General features: G+C 60.6%; 13 protein-coding genes and 2 pseudogenes. 5 read left to right on the plus strand and 10 right to left on the minus strand.

All coding sequences use genetic code 11. The features are described 5' to 3' along the window. Positions 1 to 15 precede the first annotated feature (15 nt). The 3 genes and pseudogenes from ACVJ19_RS07505 to ACVJ19_RS07515 all read left to right on the plus strand — a co-directional run. On the plus strand, positions 16 to 261 hold the full coding sequence (locus ACVJ19_RS07505; protein ID WP_080138234.1) for an acyl carrier protein: 246 nt from the start codon (positions 16 to 18) through the stop codon (positions 259 to 261). After that, positions 248 to 1,633, plus strand: coding sequence for a class I adenylate-forming enzyme family protein (locus ACVJ19_RS07510; protein ID WP_453949546.1), 1,386 nt, complete (start codon positions 248 to 250; stop codon positions 1,631 to 1,633). Before ACVJ19_RS07505 ends, ACVJ19_RS07510 begins: the two co-directional genes overlap by 14 nt. Next, a pseudogene (locus ACVJ19_RS07515) lies at positions 1,629 to 1,712 on the plus strand (SDR family NAD(P)-dependent oxidoreductase); the annotation flags it as partial. The gene ACVJ19_RS07510 and the pseudogene ACVJ19_RS07515, both read left to right, overlap by 5 nt. Positions 1,713 to 1,808: 96 nt before the next feature. Here the strand turns inward: ACVJ19_RS07515 and ACVJ19_RS07520 are convergent. Together ACVJ19_RS07520 and ACVJ19_RS07525 are read right to left on the minus strand one after the other, a co-directional pair. Next, positions 1,809 to 2,066, minus strand: a complete 258-nt coding sequence (locus tag ACVJ19_RS07520; protein ID WP_453949545.1) for a hypothetical protein — start codon at positions 2,064 to 2,066, stop codon at positions 1,809 to 1,811. Positions 2,067 to 2,500: 434 nt separating this feature from the next. Next, on the minus strand, positions 2,501 to 3,154 hold the full coding sequence (locus tag ACVJ19_RS07525) for a response regulator transcription factor (protein WP_453949544.1): 654 nt from the start codon (positions 3,152 to 3,154) through the stop codon (positions 2,501 to 2,503). Positions 3,155 to 3,945: 791 nt separating this feature from the next. Between ACVJ19_RS07525 and ACVJ19_RS07530 the strand changes: the two genes are divergently transcribed. Then, positions 3,946 to 4,680 (plus strand): LuxR C-terminal-related transcriptional regulator, encoded by a 735-nt coding sequence (locus ACVJ19_RS07530; RefSeq protein WP_453949543.1) that lies wholly within the window; start codon positions 3,946 to 3,948, stop codon positions 4,678 to 4,680. Positions 4,681 to 4,872: 192 nt separating this feature from the next. On the opposite strand, the pseudogene ACVJ19_RS07535 reads toward ACVJ19_RS07530, so the two are convergent. Beyond that, positions 4,873 to 5,106 (minus strand): annotated as a pseudogene (locus ACVJ19_RS07535) (HlyD family type I secretion periplasmic adaptor subunit); the annotation flags it as partial. Positions 5,107 to 5,601: 495 nt separating this feature from the next. On the opposite strand from ACVJ19_RS07535, the gene ACVJ19_RS07540 reads away from it, so the two are divergent. After that, on the plus strand, positions 5,602 to 6,708 hold the full coding sequence (locus ACVJ19_RS07540; protein ID WP_453949542.1) for a Wzz/FepE/Etk N-terminal domain-containing protein: 1,107 nt from the start codon (positions 5,602 to 5,604) through the stop codon (positions 6,706 to 6,708). A 278-nt stretch (positions 6,709 to 6,986) separates the two neighbouring features. Here the strand turns inward: ACVJ19_RS07540 and ACVJ19_RS07545 are convergent, their stop codons facing one another. From ACVJ19_RS07545 to asnB, 7 genes are all read right to left on the minus strand, one after another. After that, positions 6,987 to 7,130, minus strand: a complete 144-nt coding sequence (locus ACVJ19_RS07545) for a hypothetical protein (protein WP_453949541.1) — start codon at positions 7,128 to 7,130, stop codon at positions 6,987 to 6,989. Positions 7,131 to 7,549: 419 nt separating this feature from the next. Further along, on the minus strand, positions 7,550 to 8,974 hold the full coding sequence (locus ACVJ19_RS07550; RefSeq protein WP_453949540.1) for an HlyD family type I secretion periplasmic adaptor subunit: 1,425 nt from the start codon (positions 8,972 to 8,974) through the stop codon (positions 7,550 to 7,552). After that, a complete protein-coding gene (locus ACVJ19_RS07555; protein WP_453949539.1) occupies positions 8,961 to 11,600 on the minus strand; it encodes a type I secretion system permease/ATPase in 2,640 nt (879 codons plus the stop codon). The genes ACVJ19_RS07550 and ACVJ19_RS07555 overlap by 14 nt, the downstream gene beginning before the upstream one ends. A gap of 109 nt (positions 11,601 to 11,709) precedes the next feature. Beyond that, positions 11,710 to 13,740, minus strand: coding sequence for a hypothetical protein (locus tag ACVJ19_RS07560; RefSeq protein WP_453949538.1), 2,031 nt, complete (start codon positions 13,738 to 13,740; stop codon positions 11,710 to 11,712). Between the two features lie 1,496 nt (positions 13,741 to 15,236). Then, positions 15,237 to 16,499: a glycosyltransferase family 4 protein gene (locus tag ACVJ19_RS07565; protein WP_453949537.1), complete on the minus strand. Its 1,263-nt coding sequence runs from the start codon at positions 16,497 to 16,499 to the stop codon at positions 15,237 to 15,239. A gap of 93 nt (positions 16,500 to 16,592) precedes the next feature. Continuing rightward, positions 16,593 to 17,075, minus strand: a complete 483-nt coding sequence (locus ACVJ19_RS07570) for an acyltransferase (RefSeq protein ID WP_453949536.1) — start codon at positions 17,073 to 17,075, stop codon at positions 16,593 to 16,595. 97 nt (positions 17,076 to 17,172) lie between these two features. Further along, positions 17,173 to 19,080 (minus strand): asparagine synthase (glutamine-hydrolyzing), encoded by a 1,908-nt coding sequence (gene asnB / locus ACVJ19_RS07575; protein WP_453949535.1) that lies wholly within the window; start codon positions 19,078 to 19,080, stop codon positions 17,173 to 17,175. Positions 19,081 to 19,238 lie beyond the last annotated feature (158 nt).

The following is a 19,238-nucleotide window of genomic DNA, read 5'->3' on the forward strand; positions in this document are numbered from 1 at the left end:
TGTGAGGTGTGTACCATGTCGGTCAGAACAAAGATCTTCTCCGCAATGAACCAGATCGCCGAGGAACAGAAGGTCACGCTTCCGCGGCTTCAGGACGACCTGTCCCTGAACGAAACCGGGTTCGATTCGCTGGCCTTCGCCATCCTGGTTGCGCGTCTGGAGGACGAGCTCGGTATTGATCCCTTCACTGTTGCCGAGGACGCTGCCTTCCCGTCTACCCTCGGTGAGTTTGTCAGAGCCTATGAGAATGTTCCCGCCTGACATCATCGCGCTGCGCAACTACCTTGGCCAGGGACCGAAGGACCGCACGATTTCCGATGCCCGGCACAGTGTGTCGCTGACCGACATGGTCGGGCGCAGCTGCCTCGCTGGCGAATGCTGCGAGTTGTCCGGCCGCTCGGTACTGATTGCGACGTCGAGACAGTTGCTCTGCGCGCTTGCAATGATCGAGCTCGACGGCGTCGCACGCCGTATGCTTCTATGCCCGCCCGATCTCGACTGGGAGCGTCTGCAGGTCCTGGTCGAGCAGGCCGGGATCGACACCATCGTCACCGATCAACCGCTATCCGGATACTGTGCTGGAAGATGCACTGTTATCGGCATCGACCTGCCCGAACGGAGAGCCACGGGACGGATGGTCGACCATGCGACTGAATGGTTGATGCTGACCTCGGGGACGTCGGGGCTGCCGAAGATCGTCCGACACACGCTCGATGGGCTCGCCGGCGCGATCATTGCCGAGGGGCCTGCGCGTCACCGTGACGCAACCTGGGCAACGTTCTACGATATCCGCCGCTATGGCGGCCTGCAAATCTTCCTGCGAGCCGTGATCGGCGGTGGATCGATGGTGTTATCCGAGCCCGGAGAAGCCATCACGGCCCATGTGACCCGGCTGCGCGCGGGCGGCGTCAGCCACATCTCCGGAACGCCGTCGCACTGGCGCAAGCTCCTGATGAGCGGCGCGGCCGCCAACTTTTCGCCGCGCTATATCCGCTTGTCCGGCGAAATAGCCGACCAGGCAGTGCTCGACGGCCTGGCCCAGGCATTTCCGCACGCGTCGATCGGTCATGCCTATGCCTCAACCGAGGCCGGAGTCGGGTTTAGCGTCGACGACGGGCGCGAGGGATTTCCTGCCCACCTGGTCGGGCGAAATCGGGACGGCGTAGAGATGAAGGTCGTCGAGGGTTCGTTGCGGATCCGCTCCAAGCGTACTGCACGCGCCTATGTCGGCGCTGATGCGCCGCCGCTCGCCGACGCGGACGGCTTCGTCGATACCGGCGATATCGTCGAGCTGCGCGGCGAACGATACTACTTCGTCGGCCGCCGGGGCGGCATTATCAATATCGGCGGGTTGAAGGTGCATCCGGAAGAGGTGGAGGCCGTGATCAACCGTCACGCCTGCGTTCAAATGTCGCGCGCGCGATCGCGCAGGAGCCCGATCACGGGCGCCATCGTGGTCGCCGATGTCATCCTCGCGGGCGGCATCGATGAGAGGCGCCGCGAGACCATTCGCTCAGAGATACTCAGCCAATGCAAGGACGGCCTCGCAGCATGGAAGGTGCCCGCGGTGATCCGTTTCGTCGAGCGGCTCGAGGTCACTGCAGCGGGGAAGCTGGCGCGCGCCGATGCGTAACGTCGAATATCTCCTCGGTGAAGGCGGCCGGAACATCACCGGCACCGTGGTAACGGTCGACGCGGGTTATACCGCCTGACCGCAAGATGTATTTGATCTGCAGCCCGCCGTCATGGCCGCGTCAATTTGGCAGCTCCTCACCGCAGCCTGCAACCCATGACTTGGGTTGTACGATTCAACTCGGCTCCCCCGTCAGATGTCCAAGCATCGTGTTGCAGGCCTTCTCGGCCTCCGTGAAAGTTACAAAGGCCGAACCGCCGATCTTGATCGCGCCGTTCCCCCCATCAAGCGGCCGCCATGACGCCACATAACCCTCGCGCCCATGAAATCCGGCGCCAGCAGGGCTCTCATGCGAGATGACAAACGAAAAGCCGTCGCCGGTCGCGCTCCAGATTTCCATGTCCGCGACGGCACGGTTGAACTTGAGAGACATCTAGCTGTGCCTCATAGTGGCCTTCATCCCAACCACAGAGTTGTGAGCCCGCTGGCTAGGCGCGAAGGAAGAACGGCCCTGACCACTGGAGGGCAGGAAGGCAGCGCCAGGGCCGCCGCTCCGCATGTACCGAGTTTCAGATCGGCACATCTCTGCGATTTCTCAAGCCGTTCGCCATATCCCGCGACGACGCTTTACCTGACCGCGGACTACGACGATCGACCCAGAACCGCAGATGATGGACTAATAACCCGCTCTCTCGTTGCGTTGGCTGCGATTCAGGGGGAACTGACGGTCCCGACGGATTACTCCATTCAGCTTCCGAACATTGACCTGCGCGATCAAGTGACGCATGCAATTGGTCTTCAGCCCCCAGGGCGCATGTCCATTGCAGTGGGAGGCGTGACCGGGATTGGCGCACCGCGACGATCCTCTTAGCGATCTTCACCTGTCGGGCTCGCACGATCATGTTGCCCGATCGCTATTGCCGCGAGCACCGTTCGATTGCTGATTTCAAGTTTTTGATAAATGTTGTGCAGATGCACTTTGATGGTGCCGACGGAAATTCTCAGCCGTCGCCCGATTTCCTTGTTCGACAATCCTTCGGATACCAGACGCATGATCTGACGCTCGCGGTCGGTCAGAGCTGTCACCATCTTGTCCGACTTCGCCCCCTGCTCCTGCGATTGGATCGAATCGGATGGCATCATCGGCAGCAGACTTTGGCCATTGGCGATGTGCCGCAAGGACTGCACCAGCGCCTCCGGCTCCGCATCTTTCAGGACGATGCTGCAGGCAAAGGGGGCTGCATCCAAAAGCAATCCGCAATCTTCACTCGAGGCGAAAAATACCAAATGCGTCGAACGATTTTCTGAATCGACGGAAAGAACTATCAGCGCGGCGAGCTCGGGCAGCGCGGGGTCAACAATCGCGATGTCGGGCGCCAAGCTATAAATCGCCCGGATGCAGCTCGCAGCGTCGCTACAAGATGCAACGATGTTGAAGTCCGTCGCGGCACTGAGCACGTTGCTCAGTCCCTGTAGGACGACCGGATGCCGGTCTGCAATGACTACATTAGTACGTCGCATTGGGCGCTCCTCAGTCTGACGCCCCCAAAAACTTTAACGCCGCTAACGCGCTGCTATTTCCCAAAGCGCGGCGCAGATCCTTCGAAATTTTTTCTAATACGACCGATGTCCATGTCGCAGCGCAAAATTGGATTGGCTTGACGCGCTGCTCTCCTCGCTCTCCGACGCTCACGCGGCAACTTGCGCTTCCGATGTCCGTCACGCCCCCCGAGACTACACTGCTACCGGCCGGAGCGCTGCGAAATTCGGTCGCAGACCGTGTTCGCACGGAGGCGGCATTGGCGACCGAAGCGTAACCGATTTTCTATTTGGAATAAACATGATCATGCAGTTCGCGCAGAGACTGCGCAAAAAACGCAGCGTTGCGAGCCGGACTGGGGGGTGGACGGCGCCTGCACGCCTATAACGAAGGATATATAGGGCTATCGCCAATTCGCATCTAACATTCTTAAAGGCTTCAACAACATGGAGGGATAAAATTTTCCGGACGATGCGCGTTCGGAGTAACGAAAATTCATTAGTTCAAAAATTTGCAAGCAGGGCGAAGACGACCACTAGCGAGGCCTGCTCGCCCGTCGTGAGACTACAGTGAATTGGGTTCTGTTGTGTCAGTGCGTTGGCCGGAGGGTAAAAAAATGAGGAGGCGTCAAATTTACGGAATGGTGCTTCTCGGAAAGAGCGTTTTAATCCGTGAAGGTATTGCCAGAATATTACACAAGGCAAATTTTCGCATTGCCCTATCTGCTTCGAGCGCCGAGGAGTTGCCAAGCTCCCTTCAAGCCGAGCAAGTGATGTTTCTCATCATCCACGCCGGCGATGATTTTGGCCTCGAGATAGCGCAGATCGGATATTTGAAAGATCACTATCCCGACGCGCCCATTGCAATCGTGTCGGACAATTATCGGCCGGTCGAGCTTGCCTCCGCATTTCGCGCAGGCGCCAATGGCTACTTCGTCAACGTCAATTCGTGCGACGCCTTCATCAAGTCGGTCGAACTCGTGACGATGGGCGAGACCGTCTTCCCGCCTGCATTGCTGTGGTTCGCTCTCGACGGCAATCGTGAACGCGAGCGCGAATGTGAAACCAAGCAATGCGGCCAGAACGAACACGCGATCCTCGTTGCTCCAGAGGACGCGATCTCGCCGCAGCTCTCTCCGCGCGAAAGGGCAATTCTATCTTGCCTCATTGAAGGCGATTCCAACAAAGGCATTGCTCGAAAGATCGATATCGCCGAAGCCACTGTGAAGGTCCACGTCAAAGCGATCTTGCGAAAGATACGGGTTCAGAACCGGACTCAGGCAGCTATCTGGGGAATGAACCATGGATCGCAGGTGCGAGCGGCAAACAACCACGCGCCGACAGCCATCGATGCAGGTGCAGGTGTCGTGACGCCTCTCAAGATGATCTCCGAGACGGATCATCTCAATCAGACGGCTCCCTTGCGCAGCCAGTCTGGTCACGCCGCGGCAACGGCTATCGACGGCCGGATCCGCAAGGGCGGCGCGGCGCCACGGTTGTATAAGTAGTCCAAGGGACCGGAGACGGCTCCAACCATCGGAATGCTCCCATTGCGGGCGCACGCTGCGATATTTTTCGTCGATTACTCGACAGGCACTTAACACCTGTCTTGCCGCCTTCGCGCGAACTGCACGCGGACCGCACAGACGCTTTCCCAGTGGTGGCGTCGAGCATCGGCGTTGCGAGAACTAACTCGCTGCTCAACGCTCCCGCAGCGCCTCCTGCCTGTATTTCGCCAGGGGCGAGAGAAGGTAGCTGATGATCCTGCGCGCGCCGGTCTTGATTTCCACCGTCACCGCCATTCCGGGGCCGAGTTTGACGAGCTTGTCCTCCACCTGCATGTGCGTGCGGTCGAGTGAAATGCGCGCCGCATATTCCAGCTCCTGGCCTTTCGGCTCACTGCTGCCTTGCGCCGCGCCCGATGCCCGGTCATTCGGCCCACCTTGTTCCGCAAGTTTCTGCTTCAGCCCTGCGGAGCGCTCGCGCTCCTGTTCAGGGATTTTTGCAGCTAATTCAGACCGCGCCGCTTTCGCTCGTATGATTCCGCTGGGAAGCTTTCTGGCTTGCTTTCGCCGCCAGCGCGGCCGATTTGCAGCTCGAACCTTCGGCAGTGCCGTCGCTCCATCGTAGTTACCTAATTATCGCCAATTCCCATCCACCGAGCGGCAAGGTACTGATACCCGGAGATGAGCGACTGGGTAGTAGAGTGCCATGGGTCATGCGTTCTTCACCAAATTGCCGGCCTCTACACAGTTTCCGGCACATTTAGTCGACGGCGGCAGGGCTGCCCCACCAAGCGTCGGTAGGGGCCGGCTAGTTGCCTCGTGCGACTTCGTCTGCTGCATCTTCCGCCAACCGACGATCGCCTTATCGACATATTTTGCTTGGTCGTCGTCGCGAAGCCTCAACTATCAGCGCTGGTGCGAAAAATGGTGCAGACCAATAGAACGGATAATTGGGTAAATCGGGACAATATGCCGCCTGACTTTCGTCCGGCACCCACCATGTCCCTGGTAGAAGTGCTAGCCTTCTTACGACGACATCTCTCGATCATATCGCTGGCAACCTTGGCAACGCTTGGCGCTGCCATAATTTACCTCATTACCGCGGCACCCACGTATACGGCGAAGGCGCAACTCGTGGTGGACTCGAGAGCGGTCGACCCTACCTCGGTGTCAACGATCGTGGAAAGCCAGATCAAGATCATAACGTCTGAGAGCATCGCTAACGCTGTGATCGAAAAGCTCGGTCTTGCTCAATATCCGGAATTTGATGCCAGCCAAGCCAGCCTCCTGCACAGCATGACCAGCTCGATATCCCGTCTGCTCGGTTGGAGTAAACCGGAAACGAAAGCTAATGCGGCGCGGTATATTGTGGAGTCGTTCCAACGCAAGCTTTCAGCCAAGCGTCTCGGGGCTACGTATCTTGTCGAGATTACCTTTGACTCCGGAGATCCTGATCGAGCGGCGCAGATCCTAAACGCCGTCGCAGAAAAATATATTACCCGTCAAATGGACTATTCCGGCTTACGAGATGATTCGTGGATCAAGGATCGATTGAACGAATTGAGCACTCAAGCATTAGCTGCCCAAAAAGCATTGGAGGATTTCAGTAGAAACGGGAAAGATACAGCGGATTCCGCTGCTACTATCGATAGACTGGCAGCGACTGCTGAATCATCCAAAAGCGCCTATGATAACTTTCGCCACGTGCTGCGTAAGATGGAAGCCACGCGACAACAATCCTTGCCGGTGTTTGAGGCGAGTCTCATCACTGGGGCGTCGCCTCCTTTGAGGGCCAGTTGGCCAAAAGCCAGAGTCGTGCTTGGAGCAGCGATTGTTGCGGGAGCGCTTCTTGGCATCGCTATCGGAATACTGCGCGAACTGTCCGCAATTCTCGCCATCGGGCGGGAACCTCGTCTAAGCGCACAAGACGACTGGATCGAGCGACCTATTCCGGACGTGCTTCGATCAGATCATCATCAATCTGAAATATCGGCAAAGACAAGGCCAGCGCGCCTTACGGGTTCGGGGTGAGCGCGATCTCGCGGCTCCCCCATGGTATAATTTCCGAGAACTGAGGGCCGAATTGGAGCGCCGCGGGTCCAACTTTCAATATGACTTCGCGCATGCGACTGACGACGCCCGGCTAAGATTTGCCGAGGATGACATACCGGCGCCTAGCCCGGAGCATCTACGCGGCCGATCTCATTCGGCCGGTTGGTTGCCGCCTCCGAAGTTCGAGGTCGACGACGTCGCGATATCTTCATCGCTGCGCACGGCAAGTTCGGTCGCAGAGCCAACAAGAGCGCTTCCTACCGTTCGCGCAGGACGTCATGCTCGTACCTGGCGAAGGGCGAGAGTAGATAGCCGATGATACGGCGGGATCCGGTCTTGACGACCGCCACCGTGACCGCCATGCCCGGGCCGAGATCGACGAAGCGATCTTCAGCCTTCAACTGCCGCTGGTCGAGCGAGATCCGGGCGGCTTATACGAGATCGTCCGCCCCCTGCTGTCGGCTTTCGGACCTGTTCTGGCCACGAGACCTGGGTTCGGCGACATCGCGGCCGTCGCGTCGAAATGGTGTCGGGCGAGACGCTCAACACCTTGCCATGAAGCACCCCATAGCGCGTGAAGTTGAAGGTATGGACCCTGATCTCGGCGTCCTGCCCAGGATCGACGAACCGACGTCGTCATTGGACAATGGCTTCGATCTCGAGATGGCTATCCTGCGGGACCACGACTGCGAGCACCTGAGCCGGGCTAACGACGCCCCCACCGTATGCCGCTGGGGATGATCTTGCCGGTGGCCGTGGCGACGATGTCGACCGTGCCGCAGGTAGGCCATACAATTGCGACGCAGAAGCTCCACTTCGTCTACCGCTCCCGCAGCGATTCCTGCTTGTACCTAGCCAGTGGCGACAGCAGGTAGCTGATGATCCGGCGCGCGCCGGTCTTGATCTCGACCGTCACCGCCATGCCGGGGCCGAGCTTGACGAGCTTGTCCTCCACCTGCATGTGCGAGCGGTCGAGTGAGACGCGCGCCGCATATTCCAGCTCCTGGCCTTTTGGCTCGCTACTGCCTTGCGCTGTGCCCGACGCACGGTCGTTCGGTGCCCCCTGCCTGTCGCGCGTGATGGCGTCGGTCGACACGCTGAGCACGTCCCCGTGCAGGAGGCCATAGCGCGTGAAGTTGAACGTATCGATCTTGATCTCCGCCTTCTGTCCGGGATGGACGAAGCCGATGTCACGGTTGGAGAGCATGGCCTCGATCTCGAGCTGACTCTCGCTTGGAACGACGATGGCCAGCGCCTGCGCCGGCGTCACCACGCCTCCAACGGTGTGAACGGCGAGCTGTTGCACGACGCCGTCGACCGGCGCCGTCAGATGCTGAAGCTTCGTGCGCCGCTCCGCCTTCACCACTTCCTGCGCAGTGGTCGCCGCCTTCTGCTCGGCTTTCGCAAGTGCGTCATAGGTCGCGCGCCGATACTCCGCGGCGGTTCTCTCTTTCGTCTCCTTCAGCAGAGCGATAGCGGCGTCCGCTTCGCGCAGCCGGCTCTGCTGGAGGACCAGATCCTGCTGAAGGCCGACCAGCTCCTGATACTCCGAGAGATAGACGACCTTCGAGGCCAAGGCCTTGTCGACCAGATTCTTGCGAATATCGACCCGCTCCTGGAGCACCGGTATCGTCGCCTGGAGCTTCGCCACGCTCGCCGAGGTGGTCGCCCGTTCCGCTTCCTTCTGACCTTGCTGGCGCTCGATCTCCGCGAGCTTGGCGCTCTGTTCGGCGCGCTGGCTGATGAGAAATTGGCGGTGCATTTCGATTTCCGCAGCGCTTGCGCCCTGCGGCGACCGGAAGGCAGCCAGCGGGTCGTCAGTGAGCGCCGCGCGCAGCCGCGCGACGTCGAGTTCGGCGGCGACGAGATCGCTTCTCTGGCGCTCCTGATCGGCTTCCGTCATCGTTGGATCGAGCTCGATCAGAACGTCGCCGGCCTTGACGCTCTGTCCGTCGCGTACGTGGATTGCGCGGACGACGCCCGTCTCGAACGGCTGGATCAGCTTGGTACGGCCACCAGGCACGATCTTGCCCGTCGCGGTGGCGACGATATCGACGCTGCCCAACGACGCCCACAACAGCGCGATGCAAAAGACCGCGATGATGCTCGCCCCGATCGCGCGACCGATCGGAGACGGCGGCGATTCGGTGATCTCGAGCGCCGCAGGCAGAAATGCGATCTCAGGCTCCCGCCGTCGAACCTCGGCTCGCGGAAAGGGGACAATATTTCGGCTAGCGGACATCATGGATACCGGCCTGCAAGTAGTGGAGATTTGCGTAGCGTCCGTTCGAGCGGACCAGCTCATCATGACTGCCGTCCTCGACAATTCGGCCGTGCTCGAGTGTGATGATCCGGTTCGCATTGCGCACGGTCGAGAGCCGATGAGCGATGACGAACACAGTCCGGCCCGCGGCAATCCGTTTCATGTTCTGCTGGATGGCCCTCTCGCTTTCGTAATCAAGCGCACTGGTCGCCTCGTCGAAGATAAGAATGCGCGGGTTGGTAATGAGTGCGCGAGCGATCGCAACACGCTGGCGCTGCCCGCCGGATAAAGTGCTGCCGCGTTCGCCCACGACGGTGTCGTAGCCCTCCGGCAGTTCCAGGATGAAGTCGTGAGCGCCGGCGAGTGAGGCCGCCTCGATGACGCGCTCCATGGGCATGGACGGGTCGGCGAGCGCGATGTTCTCGCGAATCGAGCGATTGAAGAGCACGTTCTCCTGCAACACCACGCCGATCTGGCGCCGAAGCCAGGTCAGGTCGGCGGTCGCGAGATCAACGCCATCGACCAGCACGCGTCCGCTCTCCGGCACGTAGAAGCGCTGGATCAGCTTGCCGATGGTGCTCTTGCCCGAGCCCGAAGAGCCGACGATACCGATGACCTGGCCGGGCTCGACGCCGAAGGACACATCGTGCAGCACCTCGGGGCCGTCGGCGCGGTAGCGGAAGGTCGCGTGCTCGAACACAACCTTGCCGCGGATCGGCGGCAGCGCGGCGCGAGCCGAACTGAAGCTTGGCTCGGGAATGGTGTTGAGAATGTCGCCGAGGCGATCGACCGACAGACGGGCCTGATGGAAATCCTGCCATATCTGCGCGAGCCGAAGCACCGGCATGCTCACCCGCCCCGCCAGCATGTTGAACGCGACCAGCTCGCCGACGCTCAGATCGCCGCCGATGACGAGCCTGGCGCCGAAGTACAGCGTTGCGGCCGTGACCAGCTTGTTGATCATCTGGACCGCCTGGCTCGCCGTGTTGTTCAGGCTGAGAACGCGGAAACTCGCCCCGACATAGCCGGCAAGCTGCTCTTCCCAACGGCGTTGCATCTGCGGCTCGACCGCCATCGCCTTCAGTGTCTCGACGCCCGTGACGCTCTCGACCAGGAAGGCCTGATTTTCCGAGCCGCGGTTGAACTTTTCATCGAGGCGCCGGCGAAACAGCGGCGCGGCGCCGGCGGAGATCCCGATGTAGAACGGGAATGAAGCCAGAACGATCAGCGTCAGCGGTGTCGAGTAGTAGAACATCACCGCAAGGAAGACGACGGTGAACAGGAGATCGACGACAAGCGTGAGCGCCGAGCTCGTCAGGAACTGACGGATGTTCTCGAGCTCACGAACGCGGGCAACCGAGTCGCCGACGCGGCGCGTCTGAAAATAGGCGATCGGCAGCGCCATCAGATGACGGAACAGCCGCGCGCCGAGCTCGACGTCGATACGGTTCGTCGTGTGCGCGAACAGATAGACGCGCAACGTGCCGAGGACGGTCTCGAACAAGGTCAACGCGACGAGGCCCGCGACCAGCACATCGAGCGTGCTGATGCTTCGATGCACCAGAACCTTGTCGATGACGACCTGGAAGAACAGCGGGGCGACGAGCGCAAAGACCTGAAGGAAGAACGAGGCGAGCAGCACTTCGCCGAGAAGGCCGCGATACTTGTGAACCGCGCCGAGGAACCAGCCGATATCGAATCGTCTGGAGAGATCCGTCAGGGCCGCCCGTCGGGTCATCAGGATGATGTCACCGTCCCAGATCGCCTCGAGTTCGGCCTGCGTCATCGATTCGGGCCGGGAAGACAATGGACGCTGAACGAGAAGCGTGTCGTCGACAACCTTGCCCAGGATCAGGAAGCTGCCATCGCGCAGCGCGGCGATCGCCGGCAACGGCGTGACGGCGAGCCTGCTCCAGTTCGACCGTTGTGCCCGGGCCTTGAGGCCGAACTCCCTGCTGCAGCGCAGGATTTCGGTCACACCGACGCGCGAGGTGCCCATGCGATGGCGAATTTGCTCCGGGTCGGCGGCAACGCCATGGCAACGCAGCAATATCGCCATTGCAATCAAGCCCGATTCATCACCATCCGCAGGCTCAGGCCCCGGCCCCTGGATCGGCGTATCGCGACGATACACACGCGCAAGGGCGCCACCGGCACGGTTGGCCAGATCGCGTCCGCGCCCAGTCAGGCCAGCAAATGCATGATGCGCCCGGTCGGCGAGGCTTTGAGATCCGCTCAGGATCAGTCGGCCGTCCCAGATCTTCTCGAATTCGGCGCGCGGCATCAACTTCGGCTGTGTCGCGTTCGGATGCAGCACAAGCGCCGCGCCGTCCTCGACCTTCCCGAGCAGCAGGAATCCGCCATCGCGCAGCGCTGCGATTCCGGGAAGACTAATGCTTGCGAGCTGTTTCCAATGTGTCGTGCGTGAACCGACCTTCAGGCCGAATTCGCGGGCGCAGCGAAGCAACGCACGGATGCCGATTGCGCTGTCTCCGCAACTGTCGCGGAGCTGGTCGGGCGCGGCGTTTACGCCATGAAGGCGCAGAAACAGAGACAGGGTTCGAAGCCCGAGGTCTCCGGCATGGGCATTTCCATTCTGGATCGCCATTTAATACTCAACCCTTCGCGGCTACCGGCCGCGTATGATGTTCCTTCTCATGCATTCCAAAACATTGCGGGTGCCGCACCCGGGCGCTGGGCCCGGGTGCGGCATGGCCTTAGTGTTGCGGTCTGGCCAGCAACGTGTCTTGCCCCCAACCGGTCGCCTGCGACACCGCCGCCACGATCTGACCGGGATCCACCCGGCCGGTGTGAGCGGCCAGATACTGGTTCAGCAGCGCAAAGCTCTGGCTTGCCAGCGACGCCATCGTGCTCCCGGTGGCAGACGGATGATCTGCCGCCATGACCGGATGGGCAGCGGTCGTTGCCAGGCTGCTGCTGGCCGGATCAAAATGCTGCTGGAGCAGCTCAAAGGCCCGGCTTGCCAGGAAGCCCGTGCTTGCAGCCGCCGCCGGCTGATGATCCGTGGGCTCGATCGTCTGCGAGGTCGTCGGGGTCACGGCCGTCGTGGCGGCAACAGGCTGCTGATCCGTCGCAGTGTGATGGCCGTGCGACGACGTTGTTGTCGTCGTGACCGTCGAAGGTCGAGGATCGACCACGGTGATGGTCCGCGGCGCAGCGGTCGCAACCGCACCGGTTGACGGATCCGTCGCGCTTGCCGTCAGCGTAAGTTCTGCAACCGGATGGCCCCCGCCCCTGTAGGTGGACGTCAGAGTTAGCCCGCTGTTGACCTGCGCGGCCGTCAACGTGATGTCTCTTCCGCGGAACGTTTGGCCGTCGAGATTGTCAGTGATCGATTCATATTTTGGCAACCCCGTGATGTGCAGGGCCACGCGGTCGTTGGAATCGGTCGTCGTCACCTTCGTCCCGAGATCGACGGTGCCACCCCGACCCGCCACCCAGAGCGAGTCATCCGCAATGGTGAGGACAGGCGAAATCACGGAGGGAGTCGTCGGCTGCGTGGGCGTGGTTGGCGTCGTGGGCGTGGTCGGCGTCGTCGTAGACGTCGTGTCGATCTGCAGACCGGAGAACGTCTTCACGGCGCCAGCAAGGTTGGCCGCGAGACCGGAGGTATCCTTGATCGCCGCACCGTTCGATAGATTGACACCCGTGATCGCGAGCGCCGACGTACTGGTGTCGGTCGATGCGACCGTGGTCTTGAAGGTGAGCGTGCTCGTTCCCGAGCCACCGGCATACGTGGCCTTGCCGCCGTCATTGAGCGACAGCGTGGGCGTACCCGTCACCGTCACGGCCTCGCTGAAGCCGAGCGTCAACGTGACGGTATCGCCGACATGCTCGGTACCCGTGCCCGGTGTAGCCGAGGCCTGAGTCACCGTCGGTGCGACGTTCGGGGTGGTGGGCGACGTTGTCGGCGTGCCCCCGCTCACCGACTTGAGCATCGGAAGCATCAAATTCATGTCCAGACGGAGGGCGTTCATTGTCGCCGAATCATAAGCGTTCGCCTGGGTGCGAATGGCGGTCTGGGTGCCTCCGTCGTCGATGACGTAGGCGCCGTATTGCTGGAGCGCGCGGAACACCTCCTGGCCGAGCGTCGAAAGGCCGGATGGCATCGGCGTCCCGGGCGCAATGGCCAGAAGCTGCCCTTCCTGCATTATGCCGCTGGAACTGGAGCCGTCGGTGGCAATGGCGGGGGAAACATAGCCAGACTTCAAGAGCGAGCCCTCGACGGCGAGCTGCAGGGCATGATTGATCGTGCCCGAGTCCGTCTGCGCCTGGACCAGGAGCCCGCCGAGCTCGTTCGAGCCGGCCGCAGTGATGCCTGCGCCCAACCCGGGGGTGCCCCAACCGGTGCCCGTGACCACGTTCGCCTCGCCATACGACTGGGCGGTCGCGGTCGTGGTGCTCGTGCGGTTGAATCGCCAGAAATTGTAGGCGATGTCGCCGTCGACGATGACAACCGGTCCGTCCGTGCCGATGCCGCCGGTCCCCCCGGCCGGAACATGGACGCTGACGGTCCCGCCGGGCCATCCCCAGCTGGCGGGAACAGACACCTGCACGACTGGGTCCGACGACGAGGCGACGTAGACTGGCACGTTGCCCCAGCCCACGTCGTAGTTCCATCCGGTCGCGGTGGGCCAGTTCAGCGACGTATACGTTGCTCCGGTCGGGACCAACTGGTTCCAAGCGGAGGTCGACGAAAACGGAGTGGATGACAAGTTGAACGACATGCGTACCTTTCGTTCTGCGTGAGTCTTTGACGTTGACAAGGGAATTCCACTGCCGCGCATCACGAAGGCGCGCGACATACCACGTGCTCGCAACCTCAGGCCGCAAGCAGATTCCAACGCATCACAGTCTCGGACCGCGAGCGGATTCCAACGCATCGCGGTCTCGGACCGCGAGCGGATTCCACGCATCGCGGTCTCGGACCGCGAGCGGACTCCAAAGCAGTGGGATTTTTGAAGGTGCCCCCCGACTGCTGGGTCGGTTGGTTAATGAGCAAAAATGGCGAAAAAACTTTCAAAGTGTGATTCATACTCAAGTATGTAGCGCCCGGCACTTGCCTCATACGCGCCTATATTATGCCACGTATTGAATTGGTTGGTTCAAGACACGCGCACCCGATTTTTCTGTCAGCTTGTATCGCGTCGGAGAGTACCGCTTGGTCCGATGCCAGCGCGGAACGTCGCGTAGGCGAGCACATCAGTCGCATCTTCCTGGGCGAACGATGGCGATGGAAGCGGAGACGACGCGCCGTGTGCTCTTGCCCGCATGCGCCAGCACGTTTGCCCGCATACGCCAGCACGTTGCGCATGAAGTGCACGTGGCAACGCTGCGCCTATAAGCATGCAATGTGGCGTCGTTTGTCGATCTGTTTGGAGCAAGTGGCGTTGCAAGTCCACCGATCGGCGGCATGGCGGAGTCATCTTGCCGCTCCAGGTTGACCCGTAAGGATTATTGCGAAGGCTGACCTCAAGTACGATCTGGAAGTTGAGCGCGTTGCCGGTGACCTGCGCCCAGCAATCGGAAGAGAGGCGAACCCGGTGACCTACCAAGTTGTGCGACACGCGGCGGCGCCCCCGCCCATCGGCCTCGGTCCACCAGGGATGCAGTCAGGTGACCTCGTCAACTTCATCGTGGGCTAGGAGAGCAGCCGTATCTCGCCTGTCCCACCGCGCGAGCCGATCGCCACGATCTCAGGCTAGGCGAAACGAGCGGCCACATCGAATGGAGGCGAGTGTGTTGACGAAGCTGATGCCTGACTTATGTGGCGATCCAGCGTCCACGCATGGAGCGTCTCAATGAGATTAGCGCAGCACAATGCGATTTACGATCGCATTAAAACACGCGGACAAGAACTGAAAGAGGTAGACCAAAGAGGTACCGCCCCAGACGCGTAGACAAAAACATCCGACAGCGCGGACAAAATCCACGTCAGCGTTCTCTAGCGGGGGCTGGCAGTTACCTGGTCCCGATCGGCACCCGAATCTTCGAAACCGCATTTTCAATGAAAGGTTTTCTTCCCGGCACGCACGGACGTCGCAACGATTGACACGCGAGGTCCGGCCGCTGGCGCGCACCCCGTGCAGATCGGTCTTGCCGCCGCCGGGAGCCAAGATCCGGACATTACGCTCGCGATCCAAGGGGCTGGGCCGTGGTACACTCGACCTCGCGATCGAGCAGTTCACCCGCTCCACCGCCCGGAGGCTAATTGCTTCCGCTCTCAGTGAGGATTCGCATCGGCTGGTGTCCCTGCACGTGCGCGCCTCGGCGCCAGCGTCGTATAGGCGGCGAGAAGCGAACGCTTTTCGAGCTCCCACTGAAATGCGCCGTAGGCACGCTCCCTGCCGTAGTTCCGCATACGCTCGCGCCCGGCCTCGTCCTCAAGCAGCGCCACGATTCCTTCGCCGAGCGCCCGCGGCGTCGGCTCCGCCACCACCAGGCCAGCGTCGCCTGCATCATCCCTCGCCTGTGCCAAGTCGAACAGGACGAACGGCAGCCCGAGGGCCATGTATTCAAAGACCTTGATCATCGACATAACCACGTTGCAGGCATTGGGCGGATCCGGAACAACGCCGATGTCGCAAGCCGCCAGCATGGCGGGAAGCGGATCGCCCGAAATGTACCCGGCAAATTCGACATTGTCGGTAATCCCGAGTTCGCTTGTGAGCGTCCTGAGCCGATCCGCCTCCGGCCCGTCGCCGATGATCAGGCAGGCGATATCCGCTCGATGCAGGCGCTTGACGATGTGTTCCATCGCCTTGACCAGGAGGTCTACACCGTCCTGCTCGGCCATCATTCCCACGTAGCCGACGAGATATCGACAGTCCCGCCTGACCGACAGTTCGGGCTTGGCTCGGCTGAAGCGCCCAAGCTCGGGGACGCTTCTGACAATCCAGACCCTGTCTGGCGGCATCCCGCCTCGCTCCACGGCCTGCCGCTTCAGGGTAGGATTTGTCACGAGGCTCCCGTTAGCCGAGCGAAACGTCCAGCGTTCAAGCAGGAGCAGGAGACGATAAAGGAAATCCTGGCGGCCGAACTTGACCTCATAAAGTTCGGGCGCGGGATCATGCTGATCAAACAGAAATTTCTTGCCAAAGAAAACTTTGTAAAAAATCGCAATCAAAAAGATCAAGTCCGGTGGATTGCATGCATGAAGAATATCGAATCCATGCCTGTACAACACCTTCAACGAGAGAACGAATTGCCAAAAAAGGGCGACAGTATATTCGAGAAGATAAGTCACGGCGCCCGAGCCTTCCACACCCCGTGGATGGCGGTAGATATGCACACCGTCCATCTGCTCGTATCCCTTGTCATATCCCCTTCCCTTGGGACAAATGACCGAGACGGTGTAACCAGCCTGGTGCAGCGCTGTGGCCTGCGTCCAGACCCGGCGATCGGCCGGCACCGGCAGGTTCTCAACGATGATAAGGACCGCGCCGGCGGCATCACCTGCCGCAGATATGTTCGCTGAGAGAACCATTGCGCCTACCTCGGTCAGTGGGAACACGGCAAGCTTTATGCGCGGACTGGGCAGCTTGAGGAACGAGAGGTCAAGCTGAAGCGGCGGCCGCGCTCAGCCCTGACAAGTCGCCGCTGCAGATGTTTCGCCGGAGCTTTCTTGGGTTGAGCACCGGGTTCCCCATGGGCCGGTTATAATATTCTTCTGAACGATTTTGGCCGGATTGCCCATCACGATGGATCCCGCCGGCACATTTTGCAAAACCACGCTATTTGGTGACACAATGCAATTATTTCCGATTTGAATTCCTGGCATTATTACTGAACCCGCTCCGATCAGGCAGTTGTCGCCAATAAAAACGTCCTTGTGCTTTGTGTTTATGAAATCATGAGCAAGTATTGCAGATCGAAAAGCAACTGCAGTATTCTTACCAATGTGTATGCCCGTAGGATTTGTCTTATCTAGTTTTGCGCTAAGCGAGATGCGTGTCCCCTTTTTTATATCCATTTTCCAAAGATAAACAAAATACAACCGCCTCAATTCATAATTGAGCAAAGCTAACTTAGATCTAACCCGCGAGATCATCGGCTTTGGCATATTGTCACTCCGAACCATACTTACTGTCGCAATTGTCGCGCCCTCTCAGGGATATTCTATTATCTTTCAGCTCGTGCCCGCTTGGCGACCCTCCAGCCTAATGCACGGGATGTGGACATCGCGTCCGCCGTGTCAGACGGACGCTGCGGAGCCATTGCTCCAGCACGACGATGCTAAATAGCATCTTGTGGTGGTCGGCTTGGCCTGCCGCGTGGTCACGCAGCATGGATTGCACCGCAGCCGGCTCCAAGAACCGGTAGACCCGTGACTGCGGATCGGCCAAGTATTGCCGGATCCCTCCGTCGAGGGATTGGCGGAACCACCCATCGACCACATTCACCGCAAATCCGCGCTTCTTGCGATGGATGATTTCCGACGACAACAGCCGCTTGCTCACTTCGCGATGAAGCCACTTGCGAACGCCATGACGCACCTTGAAGGACGCGCCCAATTGCTGGACGTGCTCGACCACTTCACGATCGAGATAGGGTACGCGAACCTCGAGGGAGTGCGCCATGGACAGCTTGTCACCATACATGAGCAACTCGTCCGGCAGCGACGAGCGCAGCTCGAGTAACTGAAAGGCGTTCAGGTCGTCCAGGTTTTCGAAGGCCGGCCGGTATTCCTCCCAGCAGCGGGCCGCCACGGCAGCTTCCCCGTCAGCGATCAGCTCGGGGCGAAAAAGCCCCTGCATCGCGTCGTCCGAAACCAGGGAGAATATCTGCTGGAAACGACGAAGCCGGTCGGGCTCGTGCAGCGAGTAAAGGCCACGCTTGATCATATCGTTCCGCGGGAGGGCGCGTGCGAGTGCGGCACTGGGTGTCTGCAACCAGGCGGGCAGCGCGCGCCAGGCGGCGCCATAGTGCACGCCTAGGTGTCGGGTGTATCCGCCGAACAGCTCATCCGGCCCTTGGCCGATGAGCGCCACCTTCACGTTTTCACGAGCCCGCTGGCAGACGAAGTACATGGGCACGATCGATGACGAGGCGACAGGTTCCTCGAGAACGTCCACGATGCGGGGCAGGACGTCTTCAAACGTTTCCCGGGTGAGGTGAACCGAATTGTGCTTGGCCCCGTAGGTCCGGGCCGTTTTGACGGCATCCTCGAGCTCATCATCGGCGAACGACGAACCAAACCCGACGCTGAACGTGTGCCAGTCGCGGCCATAGGAGCTCATCAGCGCCAGCAGCAGGCCCGAATCCAGGCCGCCGCTGAGCAGCAGTCCGAGCGGAACGTCGCTGATGAGATGCCGCTTCATGGCCGCCCTGTACAGCTCGATCAATTTTTCCGCCGCCTCCTCCGGGCGGGGCTGCGGGGCGAATGGCTCCGGGACGAACTGGTAGTAGCGCGAGACGTGCACCTGGCCGTTTTCGACGACGAGTTTTTCACCCGTGGCGAGCTTCTGGATGCCCTTGAACATCGTGCGCGGGGCCGGCGTGTAGCGATAGCGCAGAAAAAGAGCGACGGCTTCGGGATCAACGCCCGGCGGCTCGCCTAGAGCAACGCGGACCGGCCGAATCTCCGAACCAAAAGCGAGCGATCCGTTGCGGATTGCGTAGTAGACCGGCTTGATGCCCATCGGATCGCGCGCCAGCAGCAGCCGGCGCTTTTTCACGTCCCAGATAGCGAGGCCGAACATACCGTTGAAGCGGTTCAGCACGGCGTCACCCCACTGCTTGTAGCCGTGCACGATCACCTCGGTGTCGCAGTTGGAACGAAACACGTGGCCGTGCCCCTGCAACTCCTGCCGGAGCTTCTGATAATTATATATCTCTCCGTTGAAGACCACCCACACCGTTTGGGCTTGGTCAGACATGGGCTGGTGTCCGGCGGGTGACAGATCGATGATCGCCAGTCGGCGGAAACCCAAGCCGAGATTCCGGTCCAAATGCCGGCCGGCGTCGTCGGGGCCGCGGTGGATGATCGTGCCCATCATCGCTTCGATGGTGGAAGCGCTGACGGGCGCACCGCTGCCGAAGTTAAACTGCCCGCAGATGCCGCACATGGTGGAATCCTTTGGCGTGCTCGATCGCCTCGTCAACGACAAACCAGGAAGACAGAAAACACTCTCGCATTGTCTGGTCGAGATTGCCCGGTTCGGCGACATCTCGCCCGCGCCTGCGATCCGCCGCCTGGCAACACCGTCGTGTAGCGCGGGCCGTT

The organism is Bradyrhizobium sp. USDA 376, assembly GCF_054063675.1.

Coding starts and splice junctions, on each gene's coding strand:
- ACVJ19_RS07525 (WP_453949544.1), bottom strand. CDS start 3,154: ATGCGACGTACTAATGTAGTCATTGCAGACCGGCATCCGGTCGTCCTA.
- ACVJ19_RS07570 (WP_453949536.1), bottom strand. CDS start 17,075: ATGCCAAAGCCGATGATCTCGCGGGTTAGATCTAAGTTAGCTTTGCTC.
- ACVJ19_RS07540 (WP_453949542.1), top strand. CDS start 5,602: ATGGTGCAGACCAATAGAACGGATAATTGGGTAAATCGGGACAATATG.
- ACVJ19_RS07550 (WP_453949540.1), bottom strand. CDS start 8,974: ATGATGTCCGCTAGCCGAAATATTGTCCCCTTTCCGCGAGCCGAGGTT.
- ACVJ19_RS07565 (WP_453949537.1), bottom strand. CDS start 16,499: ATGGTTCTCTCAGCGAACATATCTGCGGCAGGTGATGCCGCCGGCGCG.
- ACVJ19_RS07510 (WP_453949546.1), top strand. CDS start 248: ATGTTCCCGCCTGACATCATCGCGCTGCGCAACTACCTTGGCCAGGGA.
- asnB (WP_453949535.1), bottom strand. CDS start 19,080: ATGTGCGGCATCTGCGGGCAGTTTAACTTCGGCAGCGGTGCGCCCGTC.
- ACVJ19_RS07505 (WP_080138234.1), top strand. CDS start 16: ATGTCGGTCAGAACAAAGATCTTCTCCGCAATGAACCAGATCGCCGAG.
- ACVJ19_RS07560 (WP_453949538.1), bottom strand. CDS start 13,740: ATGTCGTTCAACTTGTCATCCACTCCGTTTTCGTCGACCTCCGCTTGG.
- ACVJ19_RS07530 (WP_453949543.1), top strand. CDS start 3,946: ATGTTTCTCATCATCCACGCCGGCGATGATTTTGGCCTCGAGATAGCG.
- ACVJ19_RS07555 (WP_453949539.1), bottom strand. CDS start 11,600: ATGGCGATCCAGAATGGAAATGCCCATGCCGGAGACCTCGGGCTTCGA.
- ACVJ19_RS07520 (WP_453949545.1), bottom strand. CDS start 2,066: ATGTCTCTCAAGTTCAACCGTGCCGTCGCGGACATGGAAATCTGGAGC.